The 22,596-nt window shown below is 66.2% G+C and carries 21 protein-coding genes; 14 read left to right on the top strand and 7 right to left on the bottom strand.

The genetic code is table 11. The features are described from left to right. Window positions 1–155: 155 nt before the first annotated feature. Complete coding sequence (locus HNQ66_RS16330; protein ID WP_380779894.1) at window positions 156–1,784, bottom strand: MFS transporter; 1,629 nt, start codon at window positions 1,782–1,784, stop codon at window positions 156–158. Window positions 1,785–2,035: 251 nt separating this feature from the next. Here HNQ66_RS16330 and rimP point away from each other — a divergent pair, with 251 nt between their 5' ends. From rimP to HNQ66_RS16275, 11 genes are all read left to right on the top strand, one after another. Further along, entirely contained in the window at window positions 2,036–2,656 is a 621-nt protein-coding gene (rimP, locus tag HNQ66_RS16325) for a ribosome maturation factor RimP (protein WP_184145231.1), read from the top strand. A 113-nt stretch (window positions 2,657–2,769) separates the two neighbouring features. Further along, entirely contained in the window at window positions 2,770–4,371 is a 1,602-nt protein-coding gene (nusA, locus tag HNQ66_RS16320) for a transcription termination factor NusA (RefSeq protein WP_184145230.1), read from the top strand. Between the two features lie 70 nt (window positions 4,372–4,441). Continuing rightward, the gene (locus tag HNQ66_RS16315; RefSeq protein ID WP_184145229.1) at window positions 4,442–5,095 is read left to right on the top strand and encodes an RNA-binding protein; all 654 of its coding nucleotides are present in this window, start codon (window positions 4,442–4,444) and stop codon (window positions 5,093–5,095) included. A gap of 99 nt (window positions 5,096–5,194) precedes the next feature. Then, the gene (infB, locus tag HNQ66_RS16310) at window positions 5,195–7,849 is read left to right on the top strand and encodes a translation initiation factor IF-2 (protein WP_184145228.1); all 2,655 of its coding nucleotides are present in this window, start codon (window positions 5,195–5,197) and stop codon (window positions 7,847–7,849) included. Between the two features lie 72 nt (window positions 7,850–7,921). Then, the gene (gene rbfA, locus HNQ66_RS16305; RefSeq protein WP_184145227.1) at window positions 7,922–8,329 is read left to right on the top strand and encodes a 30S ribosome-binding factor RbfA; all 408 of its coding nucleotides are present in this window, start codon (window positions 7,922–7,924) and stop codon (window positions 8,327–8,329) included. Window positions 8,330–8,346: 17 nt separating this feature from the next. After that, on the top strand, window positions 8,347–9,279 hold the full coding sequence (gene truB, locus HNQ66_RS16300; protein WP_184145226.1) for a tRNA pseudouridine(55) synthase TruB: 933 nt from the start codon (window positions 8,347–8,349) through the stop codon (window positions 9,277–9,279). 246 nt (window positions 9,280–9,525) lie between these two features. Beyond that, window positions 9,526–11,178, top strand: coding sequence for a sensor histidine kinase (locus tag HNQ66_RS16295; RefSeq protein ID WP_184145225.1), 1,653 nt, complete (start codon window positions 9,526–9,528; stop codon window positions 11,176–11,178). A 40-nt stretch (window positions 11,179–11,218) separates the two neighbouring features. Continuing rightward, a complete protein-coding gene (locus tag HNQ66_RS16290; RefSeq protein WP_210308789.1) occupies window positions 11,219–11,545 on the top strand; it encodes an SH3 domain-containing protein in 327 nt (108 codons plus the stop codon). Window positions 11,546–11,683: 138 nt separating this feature from the next. Continuing rightward, a complete protein-coding gene (gene rpsO, locus HNQ66_RS16285) occupies window positions 11,684–11,953 on the top strand; it encodes a 30S ribosomal protein S15 (protein WP_184145223.1) in 270 nt (89 codons plus the stop codon). A 261-nt stretch (window positions 11,954–12,214) separates the two neighbouring features. Further along, on the top strand, window positions 12,215–14,356 hold the full coding sequence (pnp, locus tag HNQ66_RS16280) for a polyribonucleotide nucleotidyltransferase (protein WP_184145222.1): 2,142 nt from the start codon (window positions 12,215–12,217) through the stop codon (window positions 14,354–14,356). A gap of 75 nt (window positions 14,357–14,431) precedes the next feature. Next, the gene (locus HNQ66_RS16275; protein WP_184145221.1) at window positions 14,432–15,448 is read left to right on the top strand and encodes a class I SAM-dependent methyltransferase; all 1,017 of its coding nucleotides are present in this window, start codon (window positions 14,432–14,434) and stop codon (window positions 15,446–15,448) included. Window positions 15,449–15,506: 58 nt separating this feature from the next. Here HNQ66_RS16275 and fabI read toward each other — a convergent pair whose 3' ends face one another. From fabI to fabA, 3 genes are all read right to left on the bottom strand, one after another. Next, window positions 15,507–16,313 carry an enoyl-ACP reductase FabI gene (gene fabI, locus HNQ66_RS16270; protein WP_184145220.1) on the bottom strand — a complete coding sequence of 269 codons (807 nt, stop codon included), beginning with the start codon at window positions 16,311–16,313 and terminating at the stop codon, window positions 15,507–15,509. A 5-nt stretch (window positions 16,314–16,318) separates the two neighbouring features. After that, the gene (gene fabB / locus HNQ66_RS16265; RefSeq protein WP_184145219.1) at window positions 16,319–17,542 is read right to left on the bottom strand and encodes a beta-ketoacyl-ACP synthase I; all 1,224 of its coding nucleotides are present in this window, start codon (window positions 17,540–17,542) and stop codon (window positions 16,319–16,321) included. A 77-nt stretch (window positions 17,543–17,619) separates the two neighbouring features. After that, entirely contained in the window at window positions 17,620–18,132 is a 513-nt protein-coding gene (fabA, locus tag HNQ66_RS16260; RefSeq protein ID WP_184145218.1) for a 3-hydroxyacyl-[acyl-carrier-protein] dehydratase FabA, read from the bottom strand. A 315-nt stretch (window positions 18,133–18,447) separates the two neighbouring features. Here fabA and irrA point away from each other — a divergent pair, with 315 nt between their 5' ends. Further along, the gene (gene irrA, locus HNQ66_RS16255) at window positions 18,448–18,867 is read left to right on the top strand and encodes an iron response transcriptional regulator IrrA (RefSeq protein WP_184145217.1); all 420 of its coding nucleotides are present in this window, start codon (window positions 18,448–18,450) and stop codon (window positions 18,865–18,867) included. A gap of 9 nt (window positions 18,868–18,876) precedes the next feature. Here the strand turns inward: irrA and HNQ66_RS16250 are convergent, their stop codons facing one another. After that, window positions 18,877–19,512 carry a TRIC cation channel family protein gene (locus tag HNQ66_RS16250; RefSeq protein ID WP_184145216.1) on the bottom strand — a complete coding sequence of 212 codons (636 nt, stop codon included), beginning with the start codon at window positions 19,510–19,512 and terminating at the stop codon, window positions 18,877–18,879. 143 nt (window positions 19,513–19,655) lie between these two features. Between HNQ66_RS16250 and HNQ66_RS16245 the strand changes: the two genes are divergently transcribed. After that, window positions 19,656–20,117: a hypothetical protein gene (locus tag HNQ66_RS16245; protein ID WP_184145215.1), complete on the top strand. Its 462-nt coding sequence runs from the start codon at window positions 19,656–19,658 to the stop codon at window positions 20,115–20,117. Between the two features lie 5 nt (window positions 20,118–20,122). Here HNQ66_RS16245 and HNQ66_RS16240 read toward each other — a convergent pair whose 3' ends face one another. Beyond that, window positions 20,123–20,914, bottom strand: coding sequence for an ElyC/SanA/YdcF family protein (locus HNQ66_RS16240; RefSeq protein ID WP_184145214.1), 792 nt, complete (start codon window positions 20,912–20,914; stop codon window positions 20,123–20,125). A gap of 27 nt (window positions 20,915–20,941) precedes the next feature. Further along, window positions 20,942–22,111 (bottom strand): TMEM43 family protein, encoded by a 1,170-nt coding sequence (locus HNQ66_RS16235; RefSeq protein ID WP_184145213.1) that lies wholly within the window; start codon window positions 22,109–22,111, stop codon window positions 20,942–20,944. A gap of 65 nt (window positions 22,112–22,176) precedes the next feature. Between HNQ66_RS16235 and HNQ66_RS16230 the strand changes: the two genes are divergently transcribed. After that, window positions 22,177–22,545, top strand: coding sequence for a DUF2934 domain-containing protein (locus HNQ66_RS16230; RefSeq protein WP_380780006.1), 369 nt, complete (start codon window positions 22,177–22,179; stop codon window positions 22,543–22,545). Window positions 22,546–22,596 lie beyond the last annotated feature (51 nt).

The raw sequence follows: 22,596 nt of genomic DNA, 5'->3' as shown, positions 1-22,596 counted from the left end.
ATTCAACGATCCGACCCTCGCCGCTGAGAGAGGGAGGCAACCCTCTCGCAGCGGTTCATATTCGCCCGTCCGGCGCAGAAAGTCATAAGACAAGCATTTCCAGCAAAAGTGTGCAGCGGTTCTGCGTCCGGAAATGCGCAAAACAAACAGATGGGTCAGTGTACCACCACCTGCTGCTTGAACCGCTCGTATTGATGTGGAACGATGGTCTGGCGCTCGATCATGCGATGGACGCGCGGGGCGTCCGCGCCGCGGTGGAGGAGCCGTAGCTTCTCGCCGTTGGCGGCATCGGCGAGCGTGCGGCGCTGATTGTGGCGCACATATTCCACCCAGGTCGGCACATGGTAGGTCTCGGTCCAGACGGTGGGGTTTTCCAGGTCCCGCATCAGCGCCCATTGGCCCGCGCCGTCGCGGATGCGGATGCGCCGCCGCTCGGTCATCGTCTCAAGGAATTCGGGAATGTCCTTCTCGTCGATCTCGTAATCGATGAGGATGACGATGGGGCCGCTGCGCGGCTTGAGGTCGAGCGGCAGGTCCGGCTCGCTGAAGCGGCCCAGCGGATCGACATTGAGGCTTTCGAGCTCCGGCAGCGAAAAGCGCAGGCCGAGGGCGGCGCCGGCGATCATCGTCACCGCCGAGGCGATGAGCGCGGTCTGCGCGCCGTGCGTGTCGGCCGTCGCGCCCCAGATCCAGCTTCCGGCGGCGATGCCGCCGAAGGTGGTGGTCTGGTAGAGCGAAAGCGCGCGGGCGACGACCCAGCGCGGCGTGGAAAGCTGCACCGTCGTGTTGAAGAGCGAGAGCGCCAGCACCCAGGAGGCGCCGGCAATGGGCAGCACCGCACCGGTCAGCAGCGCCGAGGTGCTGAGGGCCGAAACGCATGCGCTGACGGCAAAGCCGGTGAAGGCGAGGCGCGCGATGGTCTCGCTGGAGAAGCGCTCGCGCACGCTCGCATTCAGCAGCGCCCCGCCGATGGCGCCGAGCCCGAAACAGCCGAGCAGGATGCCGTAGGTCAGCGGCCCGCCCGAGACGATGTCGCGTGCGATGAGCGGCAGCAGCGAGAGGATGGAGCTGGTGGCAAGGCCGAAGGCGAAGCCGCGCAAAAGCACCTTGCAGATGTTCGGCGACATGGAAACGTAGCGCAGGCCCGCCGAGATGGCGCGGCCGAAATCCTCGCGCGGCAGCGCGCTGCGCGGCACGTTCGGCTTCCAGCGGAAGAGCGCGTAGAGGAGGGCGAAATAGCTGAGCGCATTGGCGGCGAAGGCCGCCGCCGCCCCGCCCGCCGCCACGATGACGCCGCCGATGGCCGGCCCGACGCTGCGGGTGATGTTGAAGCCCATGCTGTTGAGCGAGACGGCCGCCGGCAGGTCCTCGCGCGGCACCATGTCGCCGACGGAGGCCTGCCAGGCCGGGTTGTTGAGCGCGGTGCCGCAGCCGATGAGGAAGGTGAAGGTCAGCAGCAGCCAGGGCGTGATGAGGCCCTGCCAGGCACAGAGCGTCAGGGCGATGGAGACGACCAGCATGAAACACTGGGCCGACAGCATCAGCCTGCGCCGGTCGAAATTGTCGGCGAGCGCCCCGGCGGCGACGGAGAACAGCATGATCGGCAGCGAGGTGGAGGCCTGCACCAGCGCCACCATGTTGGCCGAAGGCGAGATGGAGGCCATCATCCAGGCCGCGCCGACGGACTGCACGAGCCCGCCGAAATTGGAAATGAGGCTGGCGGCCCAGATCAGGCGATAGGTCTCGTTGCGAAAGGGGGCGAGGGGGGACTTGCGATCCGGCACGGCGGGCACTCTTTCTCGACGCGGTTTCAAGGGGCAATCTAGTCCATCGGGAAATTGCGGCAACCCGGCCACGTGCAGGTAGATGCGCCCGCCCACAGGCGGATTTGCCGCCGACCTTGCATTCGCGGCGAAGTGGGTCTATATCAGCCGCAAATTCTTGATCGTCAGATGAAGAGTGGGCCCGCAAGGACCCGCTCTTTTTTATTGCCCCGATCGAGCGCATGATAACGAACATCCCGGGAGGGCATGTCATGAACGACACGACCCAGGCAGAAAACACCGCCGTCGAGCCGCGGCTGATCGTCGAGACCGGCCTCGACCGGCGCGTCGCCGACATCATCGAGCCGACCATCGAGCAGATCGGCTACCAGCTCGTGCGCGTGCGCCTTTCGGCGCAGAACGGCGCGACGCTGCAGATCATGTGCGAGCGGCCGGACGGCACCATGACCGTGGAGGACTGCGAGCAGGTCTCGATGGCCATCTCGCCGGTGCTCGACGTTGAGGATCCGATCGACAAGGCGTATCATCTGGAGGTCTCCTCGCCCGGCATCGACCGGCCGATGGTCCGCAAGTCGGACTTCACGCGCTGGCTCGGTCATCTTTTGAAATGCGAGACGTCGATCCTGGTCGACGGGCGCAAGCGCTTCCGCGGCAAGATCGTCGCGGCCGACGAGAACGGCTTCACGCTGGAGCGGGACCAGCCCGCCCCCGGCGACGAGCCGGTGGTCGTCATCCCCTTCACGGCGCTTGCCGAGGGCCGGCTGATCCTGACCGACGAGCTGATCCGCGACGCGCTGGCCGCCGACAAGAAGGCGAAGGCCGCGCAGGCCGCGAACCAGAACGACGAAGAAGACGGCGACGACGAAGAATAAGTGTGAGTGCGCTTCGCCGAGAGCGGCGGAGCGGAGAGGACGGAACCGGAGCGGCGCGCCGCTCCCGACAGGCCGGCGGCTAGGCCCCGGCCCGACCATGGAGACCTGAGACAATGGCAGTCAGTGCGAACCGGCTTGAGCTTCTGCAGATCGCGGATGCCGTGGCCCGTGAAAAGGTCATCGACCGCGAGATCGTGCTTGCCGCGATGGCCGACGCCATCCAGAAGGCGGCCCGCTCGCGTTACGGTACGGAATCGAACATCCGCGCCGACATCAATTCCAAGACCGGCGAAATCCGCCTCCAGCGCCTGCTGGAAGTCGTCGAGCACGCCGAGGACTATTCCACCCAGATCCCGCTGGAACTGGCGCGCGACCGCAACCCGGACGCCAAGCTCGGCGACTTCATCGCCGACCCGCTGCCGCCGATGGACTTCGGCCGCATCGCCGCCCAGTCGGCCAAGCAGGTCATCGTGCAGAAGGTGCGCGAGGCCGAGCGTGACCGCCAGTACGACGAATACAAGGACCGCATCGGCGAGATCGTCAACGGCACGGTCAAGCGCGTCGAATACGGCAACGTCATCGTCGACCTCGGCCGCGGCGAAGGCATCATCCGCCGCGACGAGATGATCCCGCGCGAGAACATGCGCTACGGCGACCGCGTGCGCGCCTATGTCTACGACGTGCGCCGCGAGCAGCGCGGGCCGCAGATCTTCCTGTCGCGCACCCATCCGCAGTTCATGGTGAAGCTCTTCACCATGGAAGTGCCGGAAATCTACGACGGCATCATCCAGATCAAGTCGGTTGCCCGCGACCCCGGCTCGCGCGCCAAGATCGCCGTCATCTCGAACGATAGTTCCATCGATCCGGTCGGCGCCTGCGTCGGTATGCGCGGCTCGCGCGTGCAGGCCGTCGTCGGCGAGCTTCAGGGCGAGAAGATCGACATCATCCCGTGGAGCCAGGACCCGGCCTCCTTCATCGTCAACGCCCTGCAGCCGGCGGAAGTCGCCAAGGTGGTTCTGGATGAAGACGCCGAGCGCATCGAGGTCGTCGTGCCGGACGAGCAGCTCTCGCTCGCCATCGGCCGCCGCGGCCAGAATGTGCGCCTCGCCTCGCAGCTCACCGGCTGGGATATCGACATCCTGACGGAAGCCGAGGAATCCGAGCGCCGCCAGAAGGAATTCAACGAGCGCACCAACCTCTTCATGGATGCCCTCGACGTCGACGAGATGGTCGGCCAGGTCCTCGCCTCCGAAGGCTTTGCCGCCGTCGAGGAAGTCGCCTATGTCGACCTCGACGAAATCTCGTCCATCGACGGTTTCGACGAGGACACGGCCCAGGAGATCCAGACCCGCGCCCGCGAATATCTCGACCGCATCGAGGCCGAGATGGATGCCAAGCGCAAGGAGCTCGGCGTTGCCGACGAACTGCGCCAGATCGACGGCATGACGGGCCAGATGCTCGTCGCCCTCGGTGAGGACGGCATCAAGACGATGGAAGACTTCGCCGGCTGCGCGGCCGACGACCTCGTCGGCTGGACCGAGCGCAAGGACGGCGAGACGAAGAAGTTCGAGGGCCTGTTCTCGAAGTTCGAGGTCTCCCGCGCCGAGGCCGAGGCCATGATCGTGCAGGCCCGCCTTGCGGCCGGCTGGATCACGGAAGAGGATCTCGCCACCGAGGAAGAGCCGGTCGTGGAAGGCGCCGAACAGGACGCCTGACCGGCGTCCTTGAGGGTTTGACATGCCGCCCGCCCCGTTGCGGTTTGCGTCGGCAGGAACGGGAACCTATATGGGCAAGAAGGACGACGGCGTGAACGAGCGCATGTGCATCGTGACGCGCGAAAGCGGGGAAGCGGATGATCTCATCCGCTTCGTCGCCGGCCCCGACGGCAGCGTCGTCGCGGACCTCAAGCGTCAACTCCCCGGACGTGGTTGCTGGGTGAAGGCCGAACGGGCGATCGTCGACAAGGCGGTGGCCCGCAAGCTCTTCGCCCGCGCCCTTCGGGCCGATGCGAAGGCAGGCCCCGAGCTCGGGGCCGAGGTGGACCGGCTTCTGGCGGCCCAGCTCGGCGGCATGATGAACATGGCGCGCAAGGCCGGCCAGTTCGTCACCGGCTCGACGAAGGTGGATCAGGCGGTGCGGTCTCTGGCCGCCCTTGCCGTCTTCCATGCGGCGGACGCGGCTGCCGACGGCGTCAGAAAGATAGACCAGGCGCGGAAGGCAGCGAGCTTCCTGACCGACGACGAAACGGAAATACCCTCCTTCAGGCTCTTCTCGGAAGGCGAATTGGAGGAGCTTTTGGGCCAGAATGCTTTTATCCATGCCGCAGCGCTTGCAGGGCAGGCGGGTGAGGGTGTAGTGAAGCGCGCAATCATGCTCGAAAAATACCGGGGCGGCGCCCGGGTGGGAGCACATGGCGGCGCTGGCCAGCCGAACCAATGACGCGGTCACCGGCTTGGCGCCGGCCGCATTCGCATTGGACGAACACAATCGAACGACAGGGTCCGATCCGCATCCGGCCCTGATTAGGAACGGAACGGAATGACCGACAACAAAGACGACAAGACGATCAGCGTGGCAGGCAAGAAGACCCTGACGCTGAAGCCCTCGGGGGTTCAGCAGGGGACCGTGCGCCAGGACATGGGTCGTGGCCGCACCAAGGCCGTCGTGGTCGAAACCCGCAAGCGCCGCATCAATCGCCCGGAAGACGAGCGCCCCGTGACGCCCGTTGCTCCGGTGCAGCAGCGCCAGCCCGAGCCGCAGCAGTCGCGCCCCGTGCAGCAGCCCTCCCGTCAGGCCCCGCAGGCCGACCAGGGCCGTCCGCGCGTCGGCGTCGTGCTGAACCAGCTTTCAGCCGAAGAGGTCGAGGCCCGTCGCCGCGCGCTTGCCGAAGCGCAGATCCGCGACGCCGCCGAAGCGCGCCAGCGCGCCGAGGACGAGGCCCGCCGCAAGGTGGAAGAGGAAGCTCGCCGCAAGGCCGAGGAAGAAGCCCGCCTCGTCCGTGAGAAGGAAGAGGCCGAGCGCCGCGCCGCCGAGGCCGCAGCGCCGGCTCCTGCCGTGGAAGAGGTCGCCGCCGCACAGCCGGCGGCACGGCCCGCCGTCGCGGAAACCGCCGCCGATGCGCGCCCGCAGCCGGGGCGCGTCCCGGTCTCCACGCCGGCCGCCGTCGCCGGCCGTGGCCGCCGCGATGCCGAAGAGGAAGACGACAAGCGCCCGCGTGGCGGTGCGCCCGCCAACCGCGGCGCCGTCAAGCGTCCGGAACCGGCCAAGGCGCCGGCCCGCCCGAAGACCGATGACGGCCGCCGCCAGGGCAAGCTGACGCTGACGACCGCCTCGACCGACGAGGACGGCACGCAGCGCGGCCGCTCGCTGTCGGCCATGCGCCGCCGCCAGGAGAAGTTCAAGCGCTCCATGATGCAGGAGACGCGCGAGAAGGTCATGCGCGAAGTCGTTCTGCCGGAGACCATCACCATCCAGGAACTGTCGCAGCGCATGTCCGAACGCGCCGTCGACGTCATCAAGTTCCTGATGAAGGAAGGCCAGATGATGAAGCCCGGCGATCTGATCGACGCCGACCTGGCCGAACTCATCGCCGGCGAATTCGGCCACACCGTCAAGCGCGTTTCGGAATCCGACGTCGAGGAAGGTATCTTCAACGTTGCCGACGAGGAAGGCGATCTGGAATCGCGTCCGCCGATCGTGACCATCATGGGCCACGTCGACCACGGCAAGACCTCGCTGCTCGACGCCATCCGCCATGCCAACGTGGTCGCCGGCGAAGCCGGTGGCATCACGCAGCATATCGGCGCCTACCAGGTCGAGCAGAACGGCAACAAGATCACCTTCATCGACACGCCCGGCCACGCCGCGTTCACCGCCATGCGTGCCCGCGGCGCGCAGGCGACGGACATCGCGATCCTCGTGGTCGCCGCCGACGACAGCGTGATGCCGCAGACGATCGAGTCCATCAACCACGCCAAGGCGGCGGGTGTTCCGATCATCGTGGCGATCAACAAGATCGACAAGCCGGCCGCCAATGCCCAGAAGGTTCGCACCGAACTCCTCCAGCACGAGGTCTTCGTCGAATCCATGGGCGGCGAGACGCTGGACGTCGAAGTCTCGGCCAAGAACGGCACGAACCTCGACAAGCTGCTCGAAGCGATCCTCCTGCAGGCCGAAATCCTCGACCTCAAGGCCAACCCGAACCGCACCGCCGAAGGTGTCGTCGTCGAAGCCCAGCTCGACCGCGGCCGTGGCGCCGTCGCCACCGTCCTCGTGCAGACGGGCACGCTGAAGCCCGGCCAGATCATCGTGGCCGGCGACCAGTGGGGCCGCGTGCGCGCGCTCGTCAACGACAAGGGCGATCACGTCAAGGAAGCCGGCCCCTCCATGCCGGTCGAGGTCCTCGGCCTTTCCGGCACGCCGGCCGCCGGCGACAAGTTCGCCGTGGTCGAGAACGAAAGCCGCGCCCGCGAGATCTCGGAATACCGCCAGCGCCTCGCCCGCGAAAAGCAGGTGGCCCGCCAGTCGGGTTCGCGCGGCTCGCTCGAGCAGATGATGAACCAGCTCCAGAATTCCGGCCTCAAGGAATTCCCGCTGCTCATCAAGGGCGACGTGCAGGGCTCGATCGAAGCCATTGCCGGCGCTCTGGAAAAGCTCGGCACCGACGAAGTGCGCGTGCGCATCGTCCATTCGGGCGCCGGCGCCATCACGGAATCGGACATCTCGCTTGCCGAGGCGTCCAACGCCGCGATCATCGGCTTCAACGTCCGTGCGAACGCACAGGCCCGCTCGCTCGCCGAGCGCCAGGGCATCGAGATCCGCTACTACAACATCATCTACGACCTGGTGGATGACGTGAAGGCGGCGATGTCGGGCCTCCTCTCGCCGGAGCGCCGCGAAACCTTCCTCGGCTACGCCGAGATCCTCGAGGTGTTCAACATCACGAAGGTCGGCAAGGTCGCCGGTTGCCGCGTCACCGAAGGCAAGGTCGAGCGCGGCGCGGGCGTGCGCCTCGTGCGCGACAACGTCGTCATCCACGAAGGCAAGCTCAAGACGCTCAAGCGCTTCAAGGACGAGGTCTCGGAAGTCAATGTCGGCCAGGAATGCGGCATGGCCTTCGAGAACTACGAGGACATCCGCGCAGGCGACCAGATCGAGTGCTTCCGCGTGGAGCACGTCACGCGCACGCTGTAAGCGTCTCGCGAAAAGCGTATCATGCGAGCGCCGGACCTTTTCGGCGCTCGCATTTTTTTGAAGGTGACCATCATGACCAGAGCAACATCCTCGGCGCCGTCGCAACGCATGCTGCGCGTGGGCGAGCAGGTGCGCGCGGCCATCACCCAGGTCCTCCAGCGCGGCGAGGTGCGCGACCCGCTTCTCGAAAAGACCGTGATCTCCATTTCGGAAGTGCGCATGTCGCCGGACCTCAAGCACGCGACCGCCTATGTGACGCCGCTCGGCGTCAAGGACCACGAGGCTGTGATCGAGGCGCTGAACCGCAATGCGAAGTTCATTCGCGGCCGGCTCGGCCCGCAGCTTCGCCAGATGAAGTACATGCCGGACGTGCGCTTCCGCGACGATACCAGCTTCGACAATTACAAGAAGATCGACGATCTCCTGCGCTCGCCGGAAGTCGCTCGCGATCTTGACGCCGAAGACGGCGACGAACAGTAAGATATTCCAGGATAACGATGTCCAAGCCCCGCAAACCCAAGGGCCGGCCGGTCTCCGGCTGGCTGATCCTCGACAAGCCTTTCGATTTCGGCTCGACCGAGGCCGTCTCCAAGATCAAGTGGCTGTTCAAGGCGCAGAAGGCCGGCCATGCCGGAACGCTCGATCCGCTCGCCTCCGGCATGCTGCCGATTGCGCTGGGCGACGCCACCAAGACCGTTCCTTACGTCATGGACGGCCGGAAAATCTACGAATTCACCGTGACCTGGGGCGAGGAGCGCTCGACGGACGACCTGGAAGGCGAGGTGACGCGCACCTCCGACACGCGCCCGACCGCCGACGCGATCAAGGCGATCCTCGGCGGCTATACGGGCGTCATCCAGCAGATCCCGCCGCAGTTCTCCGCCATCAAGATCGACGGCGAGCGCGCCTATGACCTTGCCCGCGACGGCGAGACCGTCGAAATCCCCTCGCGCGAGGTGGAGATCCACCGCCTGACGCTGATCGGCTCGGATGAGAACACGGCCCGCTTCGAGGTCGAGTGCGGCAAGGGCACCTATGTGCGCGCGCTCGCCCGCGATTTCGGGCGCGAGCTCGGCTGCTACGGCCATATCTCGGCGCTGCGCCGCACCTTCGTCGCGCCCTTCGGCGAGGACGACATGGTGCCGCTCGCCGATCTCACGGCGCTGGAAGGGATCGAGGACGAGGCCGAGCGGCTTGCCGCCCTCGACGCCTTCCTGATCGACACCGGCGAAGCACTCTCCAGCCTGCCGCAGATCGTCGTCAACGACGACCAGGCGCACCGCCTGCGCATGGGCAATCCCATCATCGTGCGCGGCCGCGATGCGCCGGTGTCGGCGGACGAGGCCTATGCCACCGCGCGCGGCAAGCTGGTCGCCATCGGCGAGATCGGCGGCGGCGAATTCCGCCCGAAGCGCGTTTTCACGAGCTGAGGCCTTTGCCGCATACGCAAGAATTCGGGGGTTGGAACCAACGGCTCCCGACTTGATTTCACCACAAGCTGAGGGCTTTATGGGCCGGCGAGGTTCGCTTGACGGCGGGCCGGGACGGCGCGTTGCCGCCGCGGCCGCTCCGGCGAAGGGTGAAAGGGCTGGTCGTTGACGATTGCGCCGACTGACAGAACGGCATCCGCCAGACGGGCGGAAGGGGGCGACAGCCCCGTCCAGGCCCGCCGGCGCATGCATCACCCGGTTGCCTTCTATCTCGTCTGCCTCATCCTCGTCGTCGTCATCCCCGCCTTCCTCTTCTCCATCGTGGTGCTCAAGCGCACCAACGAAGCGCAGGAGCGCATCTTCGAATCGCTGCTGCGCACCTCCACGGGCGCCGTGAACCGGGCCGTCGAGCGCGAGATCTCCGGCATGTTCTCGACGCTTAATTTCCTGTCGACCTCCGAGAGCCTGCGCGAGCCCGACTATGCGGGCCTCTACCGGCAGGCGTCGAAGGCGCTGGAAGGCACGGACATCTATTTCCTCGTCATCGACGAGACGATGCGCCAGCTTCTCAACACGCGCGTTCCCTACGGCACGCCGCTGGGTGCGGCATCGGAGCCCTCTTCGGCAGGGCAGGCGCTGGCGCGCGGCGAGCGCATGGTCTCCGATCTCTTCTTCGGCAAGACAGCGCAGCAATGGGTGTTCAACGTCTACCTGCCGATGCGCCTTCACAACGGCCGCCATGTGCTGCTGACGCTGACGAAGAACGCCGAGGCGCTGCGGCGCGCGGTCAATCCCGATATATTGTCGCCGGGCTGGAACGCCGCGGTGCTGGACACGCAGGGCACCGTCATCGTCTCGACGGACGAGACGCAGAAGACGGGCAAGCCCTTCTTCCTCAAGGTCGTTCCCTCGCTCCGCCTCGGCGTCAGCAAGATGCGGGAGGGCGGCGTCAACTACCAGGTCGTCACCGAATTCTCCTCGCTCGCCGGCTGGCGCATGATCGCCTGGGCAAAGTCCGCCGACGTGCAGGCCCCCGCCGTCTCCTCCTTCCTGTGGCTGACGATCGGCGGGGCGGTCTTCGCCGCGCTTGCCGCGGTGAGCGCGTTCGGCATCGCGCGCGTCCTTTCCCGCGACGTGCGGCTGCTCGCCACCGATGCGCGCCGGCTCGGCCACGGCGAGCGGATCGCAATGCGCCGCTATGCCATTTCCGAGCTCGAGACCGTCTCGCGGGCGCTGTCCGAAGCGGCCGATGCGCGCGTCAAGTCGGAGAACGAGGTGCGCTTCCTGATGCGCGAGGTGGCGCACCGCTCCAAGAACCAGCTCACCGTCATCCAGGCCATGCTGAACCAGTCGGCGGCGGGCGCGGAAAACGCCCTCGACTTCGCCGAGACCTTCCGCAAGCGCGTCGCCGGCCTTGCGCGCTCGACCGACCTGATGATCGCCAACGCGACGCAGGGCGTAAACCTGATGGAACTGGCGAAGAACCAGTTGAAGCCCTTCACGCCGGACGACGCGGCCCGGGTGCGCATCCGCGGGCCCGCCGTGCTGCTCGACCCGCAGGCCTCCCAGACGCTCGGCATGGCGCTGCACGAACTGTCGACCAACGCCACCAAATACGGCGCGCTCGCCAACGAGACCGGCAACGTCTCGCTGACCTGGGCGACGTCCGGCGAGGACCTCAACCTTATCTGGCGGGAAAGCCGTGCGACGATCGACAAGGCGGCGATCGCCGAAAGCCGCAAGGGCTTCGGCAGCGTCGTGCTGGAACGCATGCTCGGCATGGCGCTCGATGCCAAGCTGGATTTCATCGTGCATGACGACGGCATCGAATGGCGGGTGACGATCCCGCTCGCCCGCCTGCGCGAGGACCACGCCCATGACGGGAACGGCGCCAAATGATGCCGCCGTTTCCTTCCGGAAAACCCCGAAGGTGCGTTCCATGACCCTTCTCCTCAAGGGTGCCGCCGCCGCGGCGATCCTCTGCGCCGCAGCGTTCCCCGCCGTCGCCGTTGGCGAATGCCTCGTGGACGATCCGACCGGCACGCCGCTCAACGTGCGCTCGGCGCCCAACGGAACGATCGTGACGACGCTTGGCAACGGCACGCGGCTGGAGGTGATCGAGGAGAAGAAGATCGGCACGAAGCCCTGGCTTTTCGTGACGCGGCAGGGCGAACGGCTCGGCTGGGTGTTCGGCGCCTATGTCGTCTGCCCGAAGGCGGGCGACGTGCGCGCGCTTGCGCCCGGCCAGCCGGCGGAGCAGCGCTAGAACGGCCCTTTTCTTTCGGCGGCGAATGGTTTATAGGCACGCCAGCAATGCGGGCCCGCCCGCTTGCCTTCACGGCCATCGCTGGACGACATCCCGGCTTTTGGCGACTTTGGTTCCCATTCATGAAAGGACATCTCGATGTCGATCACTGCCGAGCGCAAGGCTGCGCTGATCAAGGAATACGCCACCAAGGAAGGCGACACCGGTTCGCCGGAAGTACAGGTCGCGATCCTGACCGAGCGCATCAACAACCTGACCGGCCACTTCAAGGACCACAAGAAGGACAACCACTCCCGTCGTGGTCTTCTGACGCTGGTTTCCAGCCGCCGCTCGCTTCTTGACTACCTCAAGAAGAAGGACGAATCCCGTTACACGAAGCTGATCGCTTCGCTGGGCATTCGCCGCTAAGACATTTCAGCGGGCGCTTCCTGACGGGAAGCGCCCGCTGCCTTTCCAGCAGGCCGGATGGGCCGGTCCTGCGGAACCAACCGATGGCCTGTCATGGGGCAGGATTGCAGGATGCTTCTTCGGGGCGATTCCGCCGGGAATCGCGACCGACCTAGGAAACGAAGCCTCCCGTTGTCTTGCCCATGATGCGTCACGAACGCGGATAGACCACCTGCGCCTTTTCCGGGCGGCGGTGCGCGTATCTGCAAAGAAGGACAAGACATGTTCGATACCCATACGGTCGAAATCGAGTGGGCGGGCCGTCCGCTCAAGCTGGAAACCGGCAAGATCGCCCGCCAGGCCGACGGCGCCGTGCTCGCCACCTACGGCGAGACGGTCGTTCTCGCCACCGTGGTTTCCGCCAAGGCGCCGAAGCCCGGCCAGGACTTCTTCCCGCTCACCGTCAACTACCAGGAAAAGACCTACGCCGCCGGCAAGATCCCGGGCGGCTACTTCAAGCGCGAAGGCCGTCCGTCGGAAAAGGAAACGCTGGTTTCCCGCCTGATCGACCGCCCGATCCGCCCGCTCTTCCCGGAAGGCTACAAGAACGACACGCAGGTCGTCGTCACGGTCGTCCAGCATGACCTCGAGAACGATCCCGACGTCCTGTCGATGGTTGCCGCTTCCGCAGCACTCACCATCTCCGGCGTTCCCTTCATGGGCCCGGTCGGCGCCGCCCGCGTCGGCTACATCAACGGTGAATACGTCCTCAACCCGCATCTCGACGAGATGGACGAATCGAGCCTCGACCTCGTCGTCGCCGGCACGCAGGACGCCGTCCTGATGGTCGAGTCGGAAGCCAAGGAACTCGCCGAAGACGTCATGCTCGGCGCCGTCATGTTCGGCCACAAGGGCTTCCAGCCGGTGATCGACGCGATCATCAAGCTCGCGGAAGTCGCTGCCAAGGAACCGCGCGACTTCCAGCCGGAAGACTACTCCGAGCTCGAAGCCGAAATGCTCGGCCTTGCCGAAGCCGAACTGCGCGACGCCTACAAGATCACCCAGAAGGCCGACCGCTACGCCGCCGTCGACGCCGTCAAGGCCAAGGTCAAGGCGCACTTCTTCCCCGAAGGCGTCGAGCCGAAGTACACCGCCGAAGTCATCGGCGCCGTCTTCAAGCACCTGCAGGCCAAGATCGTCCGCTGGAACATCCTCGACACCAAGAGCCGCATCGACGGCCGCGACCTGGAAACGGTCCGTCCGATCGTCTCGGAAGTCGGCATCCTGCCGCGCACGCACGGCTCGGCGCTCTTCACCCGCGGCGAGACGCAGGCGATCGTCGTCGCCACGCTCGGCACCGGCGAAGACGAGCAGTATGTCGACAGCCTGACCGGCATGTACAAGGAACGCTTCCTGCTGCACTACAACTTCCCGCCCTACTCGGTCGGTGAGACGGGCCGCATGGGCTCCCCGGGCCGCCGCGAAATCGGCCACGGCAAGCTCGCCTGGCGCGCCATCCGCCCGATGCTGCCGACGGCGGAACAGTTCCCCTACACACTGCGCGTCGTCTCCGAGATCACCGAATCGAACGGTTCGTCCTCGATGGCAACGGTCTGCGGCACCTCGCTCGCCCTCATGGACGCCGGCGTTCCGCTGGCTAAGCCGGTTGCCGGCATCGCCATGGGCCTGATCCTCGAAGGCGACCGCTTCGCGGTTCTCTCCGACATCCTCGGCGACGAAGACCACCTCGGCGACATGGACTTCAAGGTCGCCGGCACGTCCGACGGCATCACCTCGCTGCAGATGGACATCAAGATCGCCGGCATCACCGAGGAGATCATGAAGGTCGCGCTCGGCCAGGCACAGGGCGGCCGCAAGCACATCCTCGGCGAAATGGCCAAGGCCATTTCCGAAGGTCGCAGCCAGCTCGGCGAATTCGCCCCGCGCATTGAGGTCATGACCATCCCGGTCGACAAGATCCGTGAAGTCATTGGCACGGGCGGCAAGGTCATCCGCGAGATCGTCGAGAAGACCGGCGCCAAGATCAACATCGAAGACGACGGCACGATCAAGATCGCATCGTCCTCCGGCAAGGAGATCGAGGCTGCCCGCAAGTGGATCCACTCCATCGTCGCGGAACCGGAAGTCGGCCAGATCTACGAAGGCACGGTTGTCAAGACCGCCGACTTCGGCGCCTTCGTCAACTTCTTCGGCCCGCGCGACGGCCTCGTGCACATCTCGCAGCTCGCCCAGGAGCGCGTCGCCAAGACGTCCGACGTCGTCAAGGAAGGCGACAAGGTCTGGGTCAAGCTGATGGGCTTCGACGAGCGCGGCAAGGTTCGCCTCTCCATGAAGGTCGTCGACCAGGCGACCGGCAAGGAGATCGCCGCCGACAAGAAGGGCGACGGCGAAGCTGCCGAGTAAGTCATCCCTTACGTATCGAAGGGGCGCGGAGCGGCACGTTCCGCGCCCCTTTCTTTTGAACACCGGAACCCTGTCATGACCCGCGACGCCCTGAAAACCCTGTTCCACCCCTTCGCCTCCGGCACGCTTGCCATGCCCGGCGAAGGCGAGCGCTATCTCTTCCTCGGCGCCGAGGCCGGCCAGCGCCCGCCGGAAGGGTTCGCCGCCTCGCTGGAGGCCGTGCAGCCGCTGCGCTCGCTCTATCGCGGGCTGGAGGCCGTGCGCGCGCCGGTCAAGCCCCTCATCGAGGGCGAGGACTACGACGGCGCGCTCATCCTGATGACCAAGCACAAGGGCGAGAACGAGAACCGCATCGCAGAAGCGCTGCGCCGCGTGCGCACGGGCGGCCTCATCGTCGTTGCCGGCGGCAAGGAAGACGGCGTGCAGTCCATGCGCAAGCGCCTCGACCAGCTCGGGCTCTCGGGCGATTCCATGCCGAAATACCATGGCCTTGCCATCTGGTTCGCGCGCCCGGAAGACCCGTCCGAGGCGATCGCCAAGCTGGCCGCGAAGTCGGTGTGCATCGTCGGCCGCTTCACGGCCGCGCCGGGCATGTTCTCGCACGACCGGATCGACGAGGGCTCGGAACTGCTCGCCACCCGCATCCCGGAGGATTTCAGCGGCCACGCCGCCGATTTCGGCGCGGGCTGGGGCTATCTTTCCGTCATGCTCGGCGGCCGCGCACCGAATGCCAAGGGCATCGACCTCTTCGAGGCGCATTACGAGGCGCTGGAAGCGGCCAGGGAGAACATGGCGGAGAACTGCCCGAACGTGCCGGCGCGTTACTACTGGTTCGACCTGACGGCCGAGACGCCGCGCGACCACTACGACCTCATCGTCATGAACCCGCCCTTCCACGAAGGGCATGCCGCCGATCACGCGCTCGGCGCCGGCATGATCCGCATGGCAGCGAAGTCGCTGAAGGCCGGCGGGCGCCTGCTGATGGTCGCCAACCGGGGCCTGCCCTATGAGCCGGTTCTGGCGGAAGCCTTTAAGGAAAGCGGCGAAGTCTGCCGCAACGCCCGCTTCAAGGTGCTCTGGGGCCGGCGCTGATCGACGGCCGCTATCAAGCAAAAACGGCGCGAAGTTTTAAACTTCGCGCCGTTTTTTGTTACTCGCTGTCCGCGCTTCGAAGGTGTTCCAGCGTCGGCATGGAGGTGATGTTGTAGCCGGCGTCCACATAGTGGATTTCGCCGGTGACGCCGCTCGAAAGGTCCGAGAGCAGGTAGAGCGCGGAATTACCGACATCCTCGATGGTGACCGTGCGGCGCAGCGGCGCGTTCTTCTGTTGCCAGGAGAGCATGGCGCGGGCATCGGAAATGCCGGCGCCGGCCAGCGTGCGGATCGGGCCGGCCGAGATGGCGTTGACGCGGATGCCGCGCGGGCCGTAGTCGCCCGCGAGATAACGCACGGAGGCTTCCAGCGCCGCCTTGGCGACGCCCATGACGTTGTAGTTCGGCATTAGCCGGACGGAGCCGCCATAGGTCAGCGTCAGCATCGCCCCGCCGTCTTCCATGAGGTCCGCCGCCCGCTTGGCGATCTCCGTGAAGGAGAAGCAGGAGATGACCATCGTGCGGGAGAAGTTCTCGCGCGTGGTGTCGGCATAGAGGCCCTTCAGTTCGTTCTTGTCGGAAAAGCCGATGGCGTGCACGACGAAGTCGAGCTTGCCCCACTTCTCCTTGAGCGCGGCGACGGTCGCATCCACCGAGGCGATGTCCTCGACGTCGCAGGGCAGCACGAAGTCGGAGCCGAGCTCGGCCGCAAGCGGCTTCACGCGCTTGCCGAGCGCTTCGCCCTGGTAGGTGAAGGCGAGTTCCGCGCCGGCACCGGCGAGCTTCTGTGCGATACCCCAGGCGATGGAGTGGTTGTTCGCGACCCCCATGATCAGGCCGCGCTTGCCGTTCATGATCCCCGTCATGCGTGTCATCCGTTGTAGCGCTGGAAGACCAGCGTGGCGTTCGTGCCGCCGAAGCCGAAGGAATTGGAAAGAACCGTGTCAATCTTGGCGTTGTCGATGCGCTTGCGCACGATCGGAACGCCCTCGAATTCCGGATCGAGCTCGGTGATGTGCGCGCTCTCGCCGATGAAGCCGGCCTGCATCATCAGGAGGCCGTAGATCGATTCCTGAACGCCGGCAGCGCCCAGCGAATGGCCGGTCAGCGACTTGGTCGACTGGATGTGCGGGATCTTGTCGCCGAACACCTCGCGGATCGCGCCGATCTCCTTGGAGTCGCCGACGGGCGTCGAGGTGCCGTGCGTGTTGATGTAGTCGACCTCGCCCTTCACGGTGGAAAGCGCCTGGCGCATGCAGCGGATCGCGCCTTCGCCCGACGGGGCCACCATGTCGTAGCCGTCCGAGGTCGCGCCGTAGCCGGTGATCTCGGCATAGATCTTCGCGCCGCGGGCCTTGGCGTGCTCCAGTTCCTCAAGCACGAGGACGCCGGCGCCGCCGGCGATGACGAAGCCGTCGCGGCTGACGTCATAGGCGCGTGAAGCCGTCGCGGGCGTGTCGTTGTACTTGGACGACATGGCGCCCATGGCGTCGAAGAGGTTCGACATGGTCCAGTCGAGGTCCTCGTGGCCGCCGGCGAACATCATGTCCTGCTTGCCCCACTGGATCATCTCCGCGGCATTGCCGATGCAGTGCGCCGAGGTCGAGCAGGCCGAGGAGATCGAATAGTTGACGCCGTGGATCTTGAACCAGGTGGCAAGCGTCGCCGAGGCCGTGGACGACATCGCCTTCGGCACGGCGAAGGGGCCGATGCGCTTGGGCGAATTGTTCTTGATGGTGATCTCGGCCGCCTCGATCAGCGTGCGGGTGGAGGGGCCGCCCGAGCCCATGATGATGCCGGTGCGCGGGTTGGCCGCATAGTCGGCCTCTTCCAGGCCGGAATCGGCGATCGCCTGCTTCATGGCGACGTGGTTCCACGCCCCGCCCTGCGAGAGGAAGCGGGCCGCGCGGCGGTCGACGAGGTCGGTCGTGTCGATATCCGGCGAGCCCCAGACCTGGCAGCGGAAGCCGTGGTCGGCGAAATCCTGGCTGAAACTGATGCCCGAGCGCGCGTCGCGCAGCGATGCCGTCACTTCGTCCGCGTTGTTCCCGATGGAGGATACGATCCCCAGACCCGTGACAACTACCCGTCTCATGATATTGACCTTTTTTAGAACGTCCGTTGCGAAGGCGGCTTGCCGCCGCCCTCGGGCTCAAGGCGGCCGTCGCCGCCTCAGGCTTCCTTGTCTTTCGACAGGCCGACGCGCAGGTCGGTCGCCTGGTAGATGGTCTCGCCATCGGCCTTCAGCCAGCCGTCGGCGGTGCCCAGCACGAGGCGGCCGCGCATGACGCGCTTGAAGTCGATGCCGTATTCGAGGAGCTTCGTCTCCGGGCGCACCATGCCCTTGAACTTCACCTCGCCGGTGGAAAGCGCCATGCCGCGGCCGGGTTCCCCCAGCCAGCCGAGAAAGAAGCCGGTGAGCTGCCACATGCCGTCGAGGCCGAGGCACCCCGGCATGATCGGGTTGCCCTGGAAATGGCAGGGGAAATACCAGTCGTCCGGCTTCACGTCGTATTCGGCGCGGATGTAGCCCTTGTCGAAGGCGCCGCCCGTCTCGGAGATGTCGGTGATGCGGTGAACCATCAGCATCGGCGGCAGAGGAAGCTGCGCATTGCCGGGGCCGAACAGCTCGCCGCGGCCGCAGGCCAGAATTTCCTCGTAGTTGTAGCTGGATTGCCTGGTCATCGAATGTCTCATCCCCGGTCTTGAACACGCTTGGTCAGCGTTAGATTTAGAGGAGGCGAGGCACGATTTGAAGCACCCTGCTCCCTGTCTTTTTATCGCCGCGCCCCGTCCGGGCGAGACATGAATTGTGCAGTTCGCATACATGATGCTTGCGGCCACAGCCAGCGCAAAGTGGCCGGAAAGCCACCAAGGCCCCGGTTTTCCGCAGGTTGCACGCGGTTTGGCCCCTGCGATCCTATTGAATCCCGGCCGTGCTAAAGTTATATCGAAAGTTCAAGATTGTTGTTCAAGGCCACACGAGCGGATCCCTTGCCCATGACGCATGCATACGAGATGCCCATCGACGAGCGCCTGCGCCACTGCGGCCTGCGCCCGACGCGCCAGCGCGTCGCTCTCGCCGATCTGCTTTTCGCCAAGGGCGACCGGCATCTGACGGTCGAGGAATTGCACGAGGAAGCCGTCACCGCCGGCGTTCCGGTGTCGCTTGCAACCGTCTACAACACGCTGCACCAGTTCACCGAGGCCGGCCTCATCCGGGTGCTGGCCGTCGAGAGCGCGAAGACCTATTTCGACACCAACGTGTCGGACCATCATCATTTCTTCGTCGAGGGCGAGAACCACGTCCTCGACATTCCGGTGAGCAATATCGAGATCGGCAACCTGCCGGAGCCGCCGGAAGGCATGGAGATCGCGCATGTCGACGTGATCATCCGCCTGCGCCCGCGCAAGGCCTGATCCTTCCCCTCACATGACATCGTCCGGATGCCGCCCCGGCCGGGGCTTGTAGACCGGAAAGCGCCAGCCGAAGCGGAGAGCCCCGCCGCGCACGACGAAGGCCGTGCCGATGCCGATGGCCGAGGCCGCCCAGAGCGGCGCGCCCGCCGCCATCGCGGCCGTGAAGCCGGCGGCACCCGCAAGCGCGGCGGTGACGTAGACCTCCGGCCGCAGCAGCACGGAGGGCTCGTTGGCGAGAAGATCGCGCAGGATGCCGCCGAAGCTTGCCGTCAATACGCCGGTGGTGATCGCCACGGTCGGCGAGCCGGTTGCGGCGAGGCCTTTGGCCGCGCCCATCACGCAATAGGCCGAAAGCCCCATCGCATCGAGCCAGAGCAGCAGCCGGTAGCGCGATTCGATCCGGTGGGAGAGCACGAAGACGATGAGCGCCACCGCCACGCAGACGAGAAGATAAGTCGGGTTCACCACCCAGAAGACCGGCGTCGCGCCGAGGATGACGTCGCGGAACGTGCCGCCGCCGATGCCCGTCGCGGCTGCCAGGAACACGAAGCCGATGATGTCGAGCTGCTTGCGCGAGGCCGACAGCGCGCCGGTGGCGGCGAAGACCGCGACGCCGGTATAATCGAGCAGTTCCAGGATCGGCACGCATTCCCTCCTTGCAGGTCCTTTGCGGCCAAGCCTCGCGACAGCTTTGCCGCAGTAGAGTGCCCGCCGCAGAATCACCCGGCACCGGCTCGCATAATGACCGAATCGCCCGCCATGGAAAGGTTTGAGAGATGGCCATCCGCATGACAACCCTCGCGCTTCTCTCCGCCGCCTTCGCCGCAAGCGCCCTGCCGGCGCGTGCCGCCGAGATCGTGCCCGATGCGCTGGCGGCCGTGGAGGCGGAAGTCGCCGGCCGCTGCAAGAGCGCCATCTATGGCGCGGACTTCGCCGACAGCATCGATTTCAACAATGACGGCCTCGTCGACGCGATCTTCAATCTCGGCGCGGTCAATTGCGACGGCGTGCCGGGCGGCCTGTGCGGCAATGTCGGCTGCCCGCACGAATTCTACATCCGGGTGGCCGAGGGCGGCTATTTCCTCGCCGCGACCGCCGATCTCTACGGCTATACGATGAAGAAGCGCTTCGGTAACATGGTGCTGGAACTGAAGGCGAACGCGGCAAGCTGCGGGCGCAGCGACAGCGAATACTGCACGATGACGATCCGCGTGCGCAACGCCCGCTTCGAGACGATCTCGAAGAAGTAGGCGGCCTATTGCGGCAGGAAGGCGCTGGTGCGGCCCGCCATATAGTAGAAGGCAAGGCCGATCCACTCGCGCACCGCCGTCGTCAGGAGCTGGGTGTTGACCGACGGCTGCGTCAGGTCCAGCCCGAGGCTTGCCGTGCCGGTCGTGCGGTAATCCGTCGGCCAGGGCAGCACGTCGATGCCGAGCTTGCGGAAAAGGCCCACCGAGCGCGGCATGTGGAAGGCCGAGGTCACCAGCAGGCAGTTCCCCAGTCCGTTCTGCGCAAGAAGCGTCTTCGTGTTGCCGGCGTTCTCGTAGGTATCGCGCGAATCCGGGTCGCGGATCAGCCGGCTCGCCGGCACGCCGAAGGCCGCGAAGAACCGCGTGCCGATCACCGCATCCCCCTCATAGGCACCGCCGAGCGAGCCGTCGCCGCCGGAAATCAGGATGCGCGCGGCGGGGAATTGCTGCGCCAGCCGCAGCGTCTCCACGAAGCGGTCTCCGGCCTGGTTCAGTTCGAAACCGCCGCGGGCCGTCGTCACGTCCGGCTCGAAGGCTCCGCCGAGTGTGATGATGCAGGAAGGCCCGCCTTCCGGAAGCGCTGCGCGCGCGATCTGCGCCTCCAGCGTCTGCAGCAGCACGGCGCCCGTGGTGGTGAACAGCGTGACGAAGAGGAGGAGCGCTGCGGCAAGATGCGCCGCAAGACGCAGCCGGTTCCACTTGAGAAGGCCCGCCGCGAGGCCGGCAAGGATGAGCAGCAGGCAAAGCGAGAGCGGCTGGGCGAGAACCCAGAAGATCTTCGAAACGTAGAAGGTCACGCCATGCCCGTCCTGCTTGCCAACCCGTCATGCCCCGGCGGGCGCTGCCGCCGCGGCCTTGCCCCGTCGCAGATAGAGGATGCCGGCCGCAAGCGCAATGCCGGCGGCAAGGACGGCGATGGCGATGAGCGGGCGATAGGCGATCCAGGCGATGGCGATGACCGCCGGGCCGAGCAGCAGCGTGAGGATGAGCGCGATCGCCGTCGTGCCGAAGCGCACGATGGAGCCGACGAAGGGCACGACATCGGCGATCACGCCGAGGAACGACAGGATGAAGGCAAAGCCGACGAAGAGGCCGACGAGCCCGCCGACGCGCACGAGCCATGTGACGATCGTGTTCTCGCTTTGCGCCGCGTCGAACATGGCGCTCGCATCGGCGATGCCCGCTTCGCTGAGGAAGAGGTCGCGCCCGTTCGTCGTCCTGTAGGGCGCAAGCGCCGTGCCGCGCTGCGCGCCGACGAAGCTTGCCTCGGCAATGTCGGAGCGCTCGAAGCGGATGCGGATATCGCCGACCTGCGGGTTCTGCGGATCGAGGGAGAAGACGGCCTGGCCGCCGATGATAGCGACCGGCTTTCCAAGCGTCGCCGCCTCGCCGAGCCGGCCCGCGTCCGCGGCGGTGAGCGGCACGGGACGTTCCTCGCCGAGCCGCGCGACCGTCCGCCCGTCGACGCTGAAGGCGCCGATCGTCGCGGACGGAACGGCGAAGCTTGCATCGGCGACCGGCTTTTGCGGATTGTCGTGGCCCGGCTGGCGGAAGCTGTCCGAAGAGACCGCGTCACGCTTCCATTCCTTGTGGTAGGAATAGGTGGTGACGGTTTCCTCGCTGCCGCCGAGCTGCTTGCGCGTCTCCGATCTGGAGGTCTCGACCCACTGGTACATCTCGACGATGCGCTCGAGGCCGGCGGCGCCCTCCGCCGAAATGCCGAGCGCGTTGTCCTGCGGCACGCCGACCGGCTTCACGGGGCCGGAAATGTGCACGAGCTTGCCTTCGTTGGCCGGATCGACGCTGTCGTTCCCGACGGAAACGACGAGCCCCGCGCCCTCGACGAGCGCGCGATAGGTCTTCACGGAACGCCCCTCGTTCCAGAAGAGGAGGAAGACGCAGGCGATGAGCAGGATGAAGCCGACCAGGATCCTGATCAGCGCCCCCTTCAGCCTGGAAAACCAGGACGTGGTCGTCGTTTCCGTGAAGCTCATGATGTCCCCCGACAAGGCTGGCGTACTGGGTGAGACGCCCGGAAAGCCATGCTTATTCGCGGTCGCTGAACTGCGCAAGCGGGGAACATCTTGACGCCCCCCCGCGTTCGGTCGCACGATCGATCAAAGGGAGTACGATCATGACAGACGACCGCGAAGACCGCATCCGCAAACGTGCCTATGAACTCTGGCAGCAGGAGGGGGCGCCCGAGGGCAAACCCGACGATCACTGGCTTCAGGCGGAGCGCGAGATCGACCTTGCCGGCGAGCACGAGATCGACAAGGGCGAGGGGGAGATCGGCCCCGACGACGAGCCGAACCTTGCGGCCCTGCGCGAGGCCGTCCGCGAACACAGCGACGTGTTCATGGTCAAGGCCGACCTGGAGGACGCCGACGAACGCGAGGCGACGCCCGGAATGCGCGAGCAGCCGTAAAGCCCGCCCGATTGCCCCAAAGGCTGCCGGACACTTTGGTGCCCACCGCTT

This window comes from Shinella fusca (genome assembly GCF_014203155.1).
Lineage (GTDB): Bacteria > Pseudomonadota > Alphaproteobacteria > Rhizobiales > Rhizobiaceae > Shinella > Shinella fusca.
The sequence above is the reverse complement of the archived record's forward strand: the minus strand, read 5'-3'. Positions and strand labels throughout refer to the sequence as shown.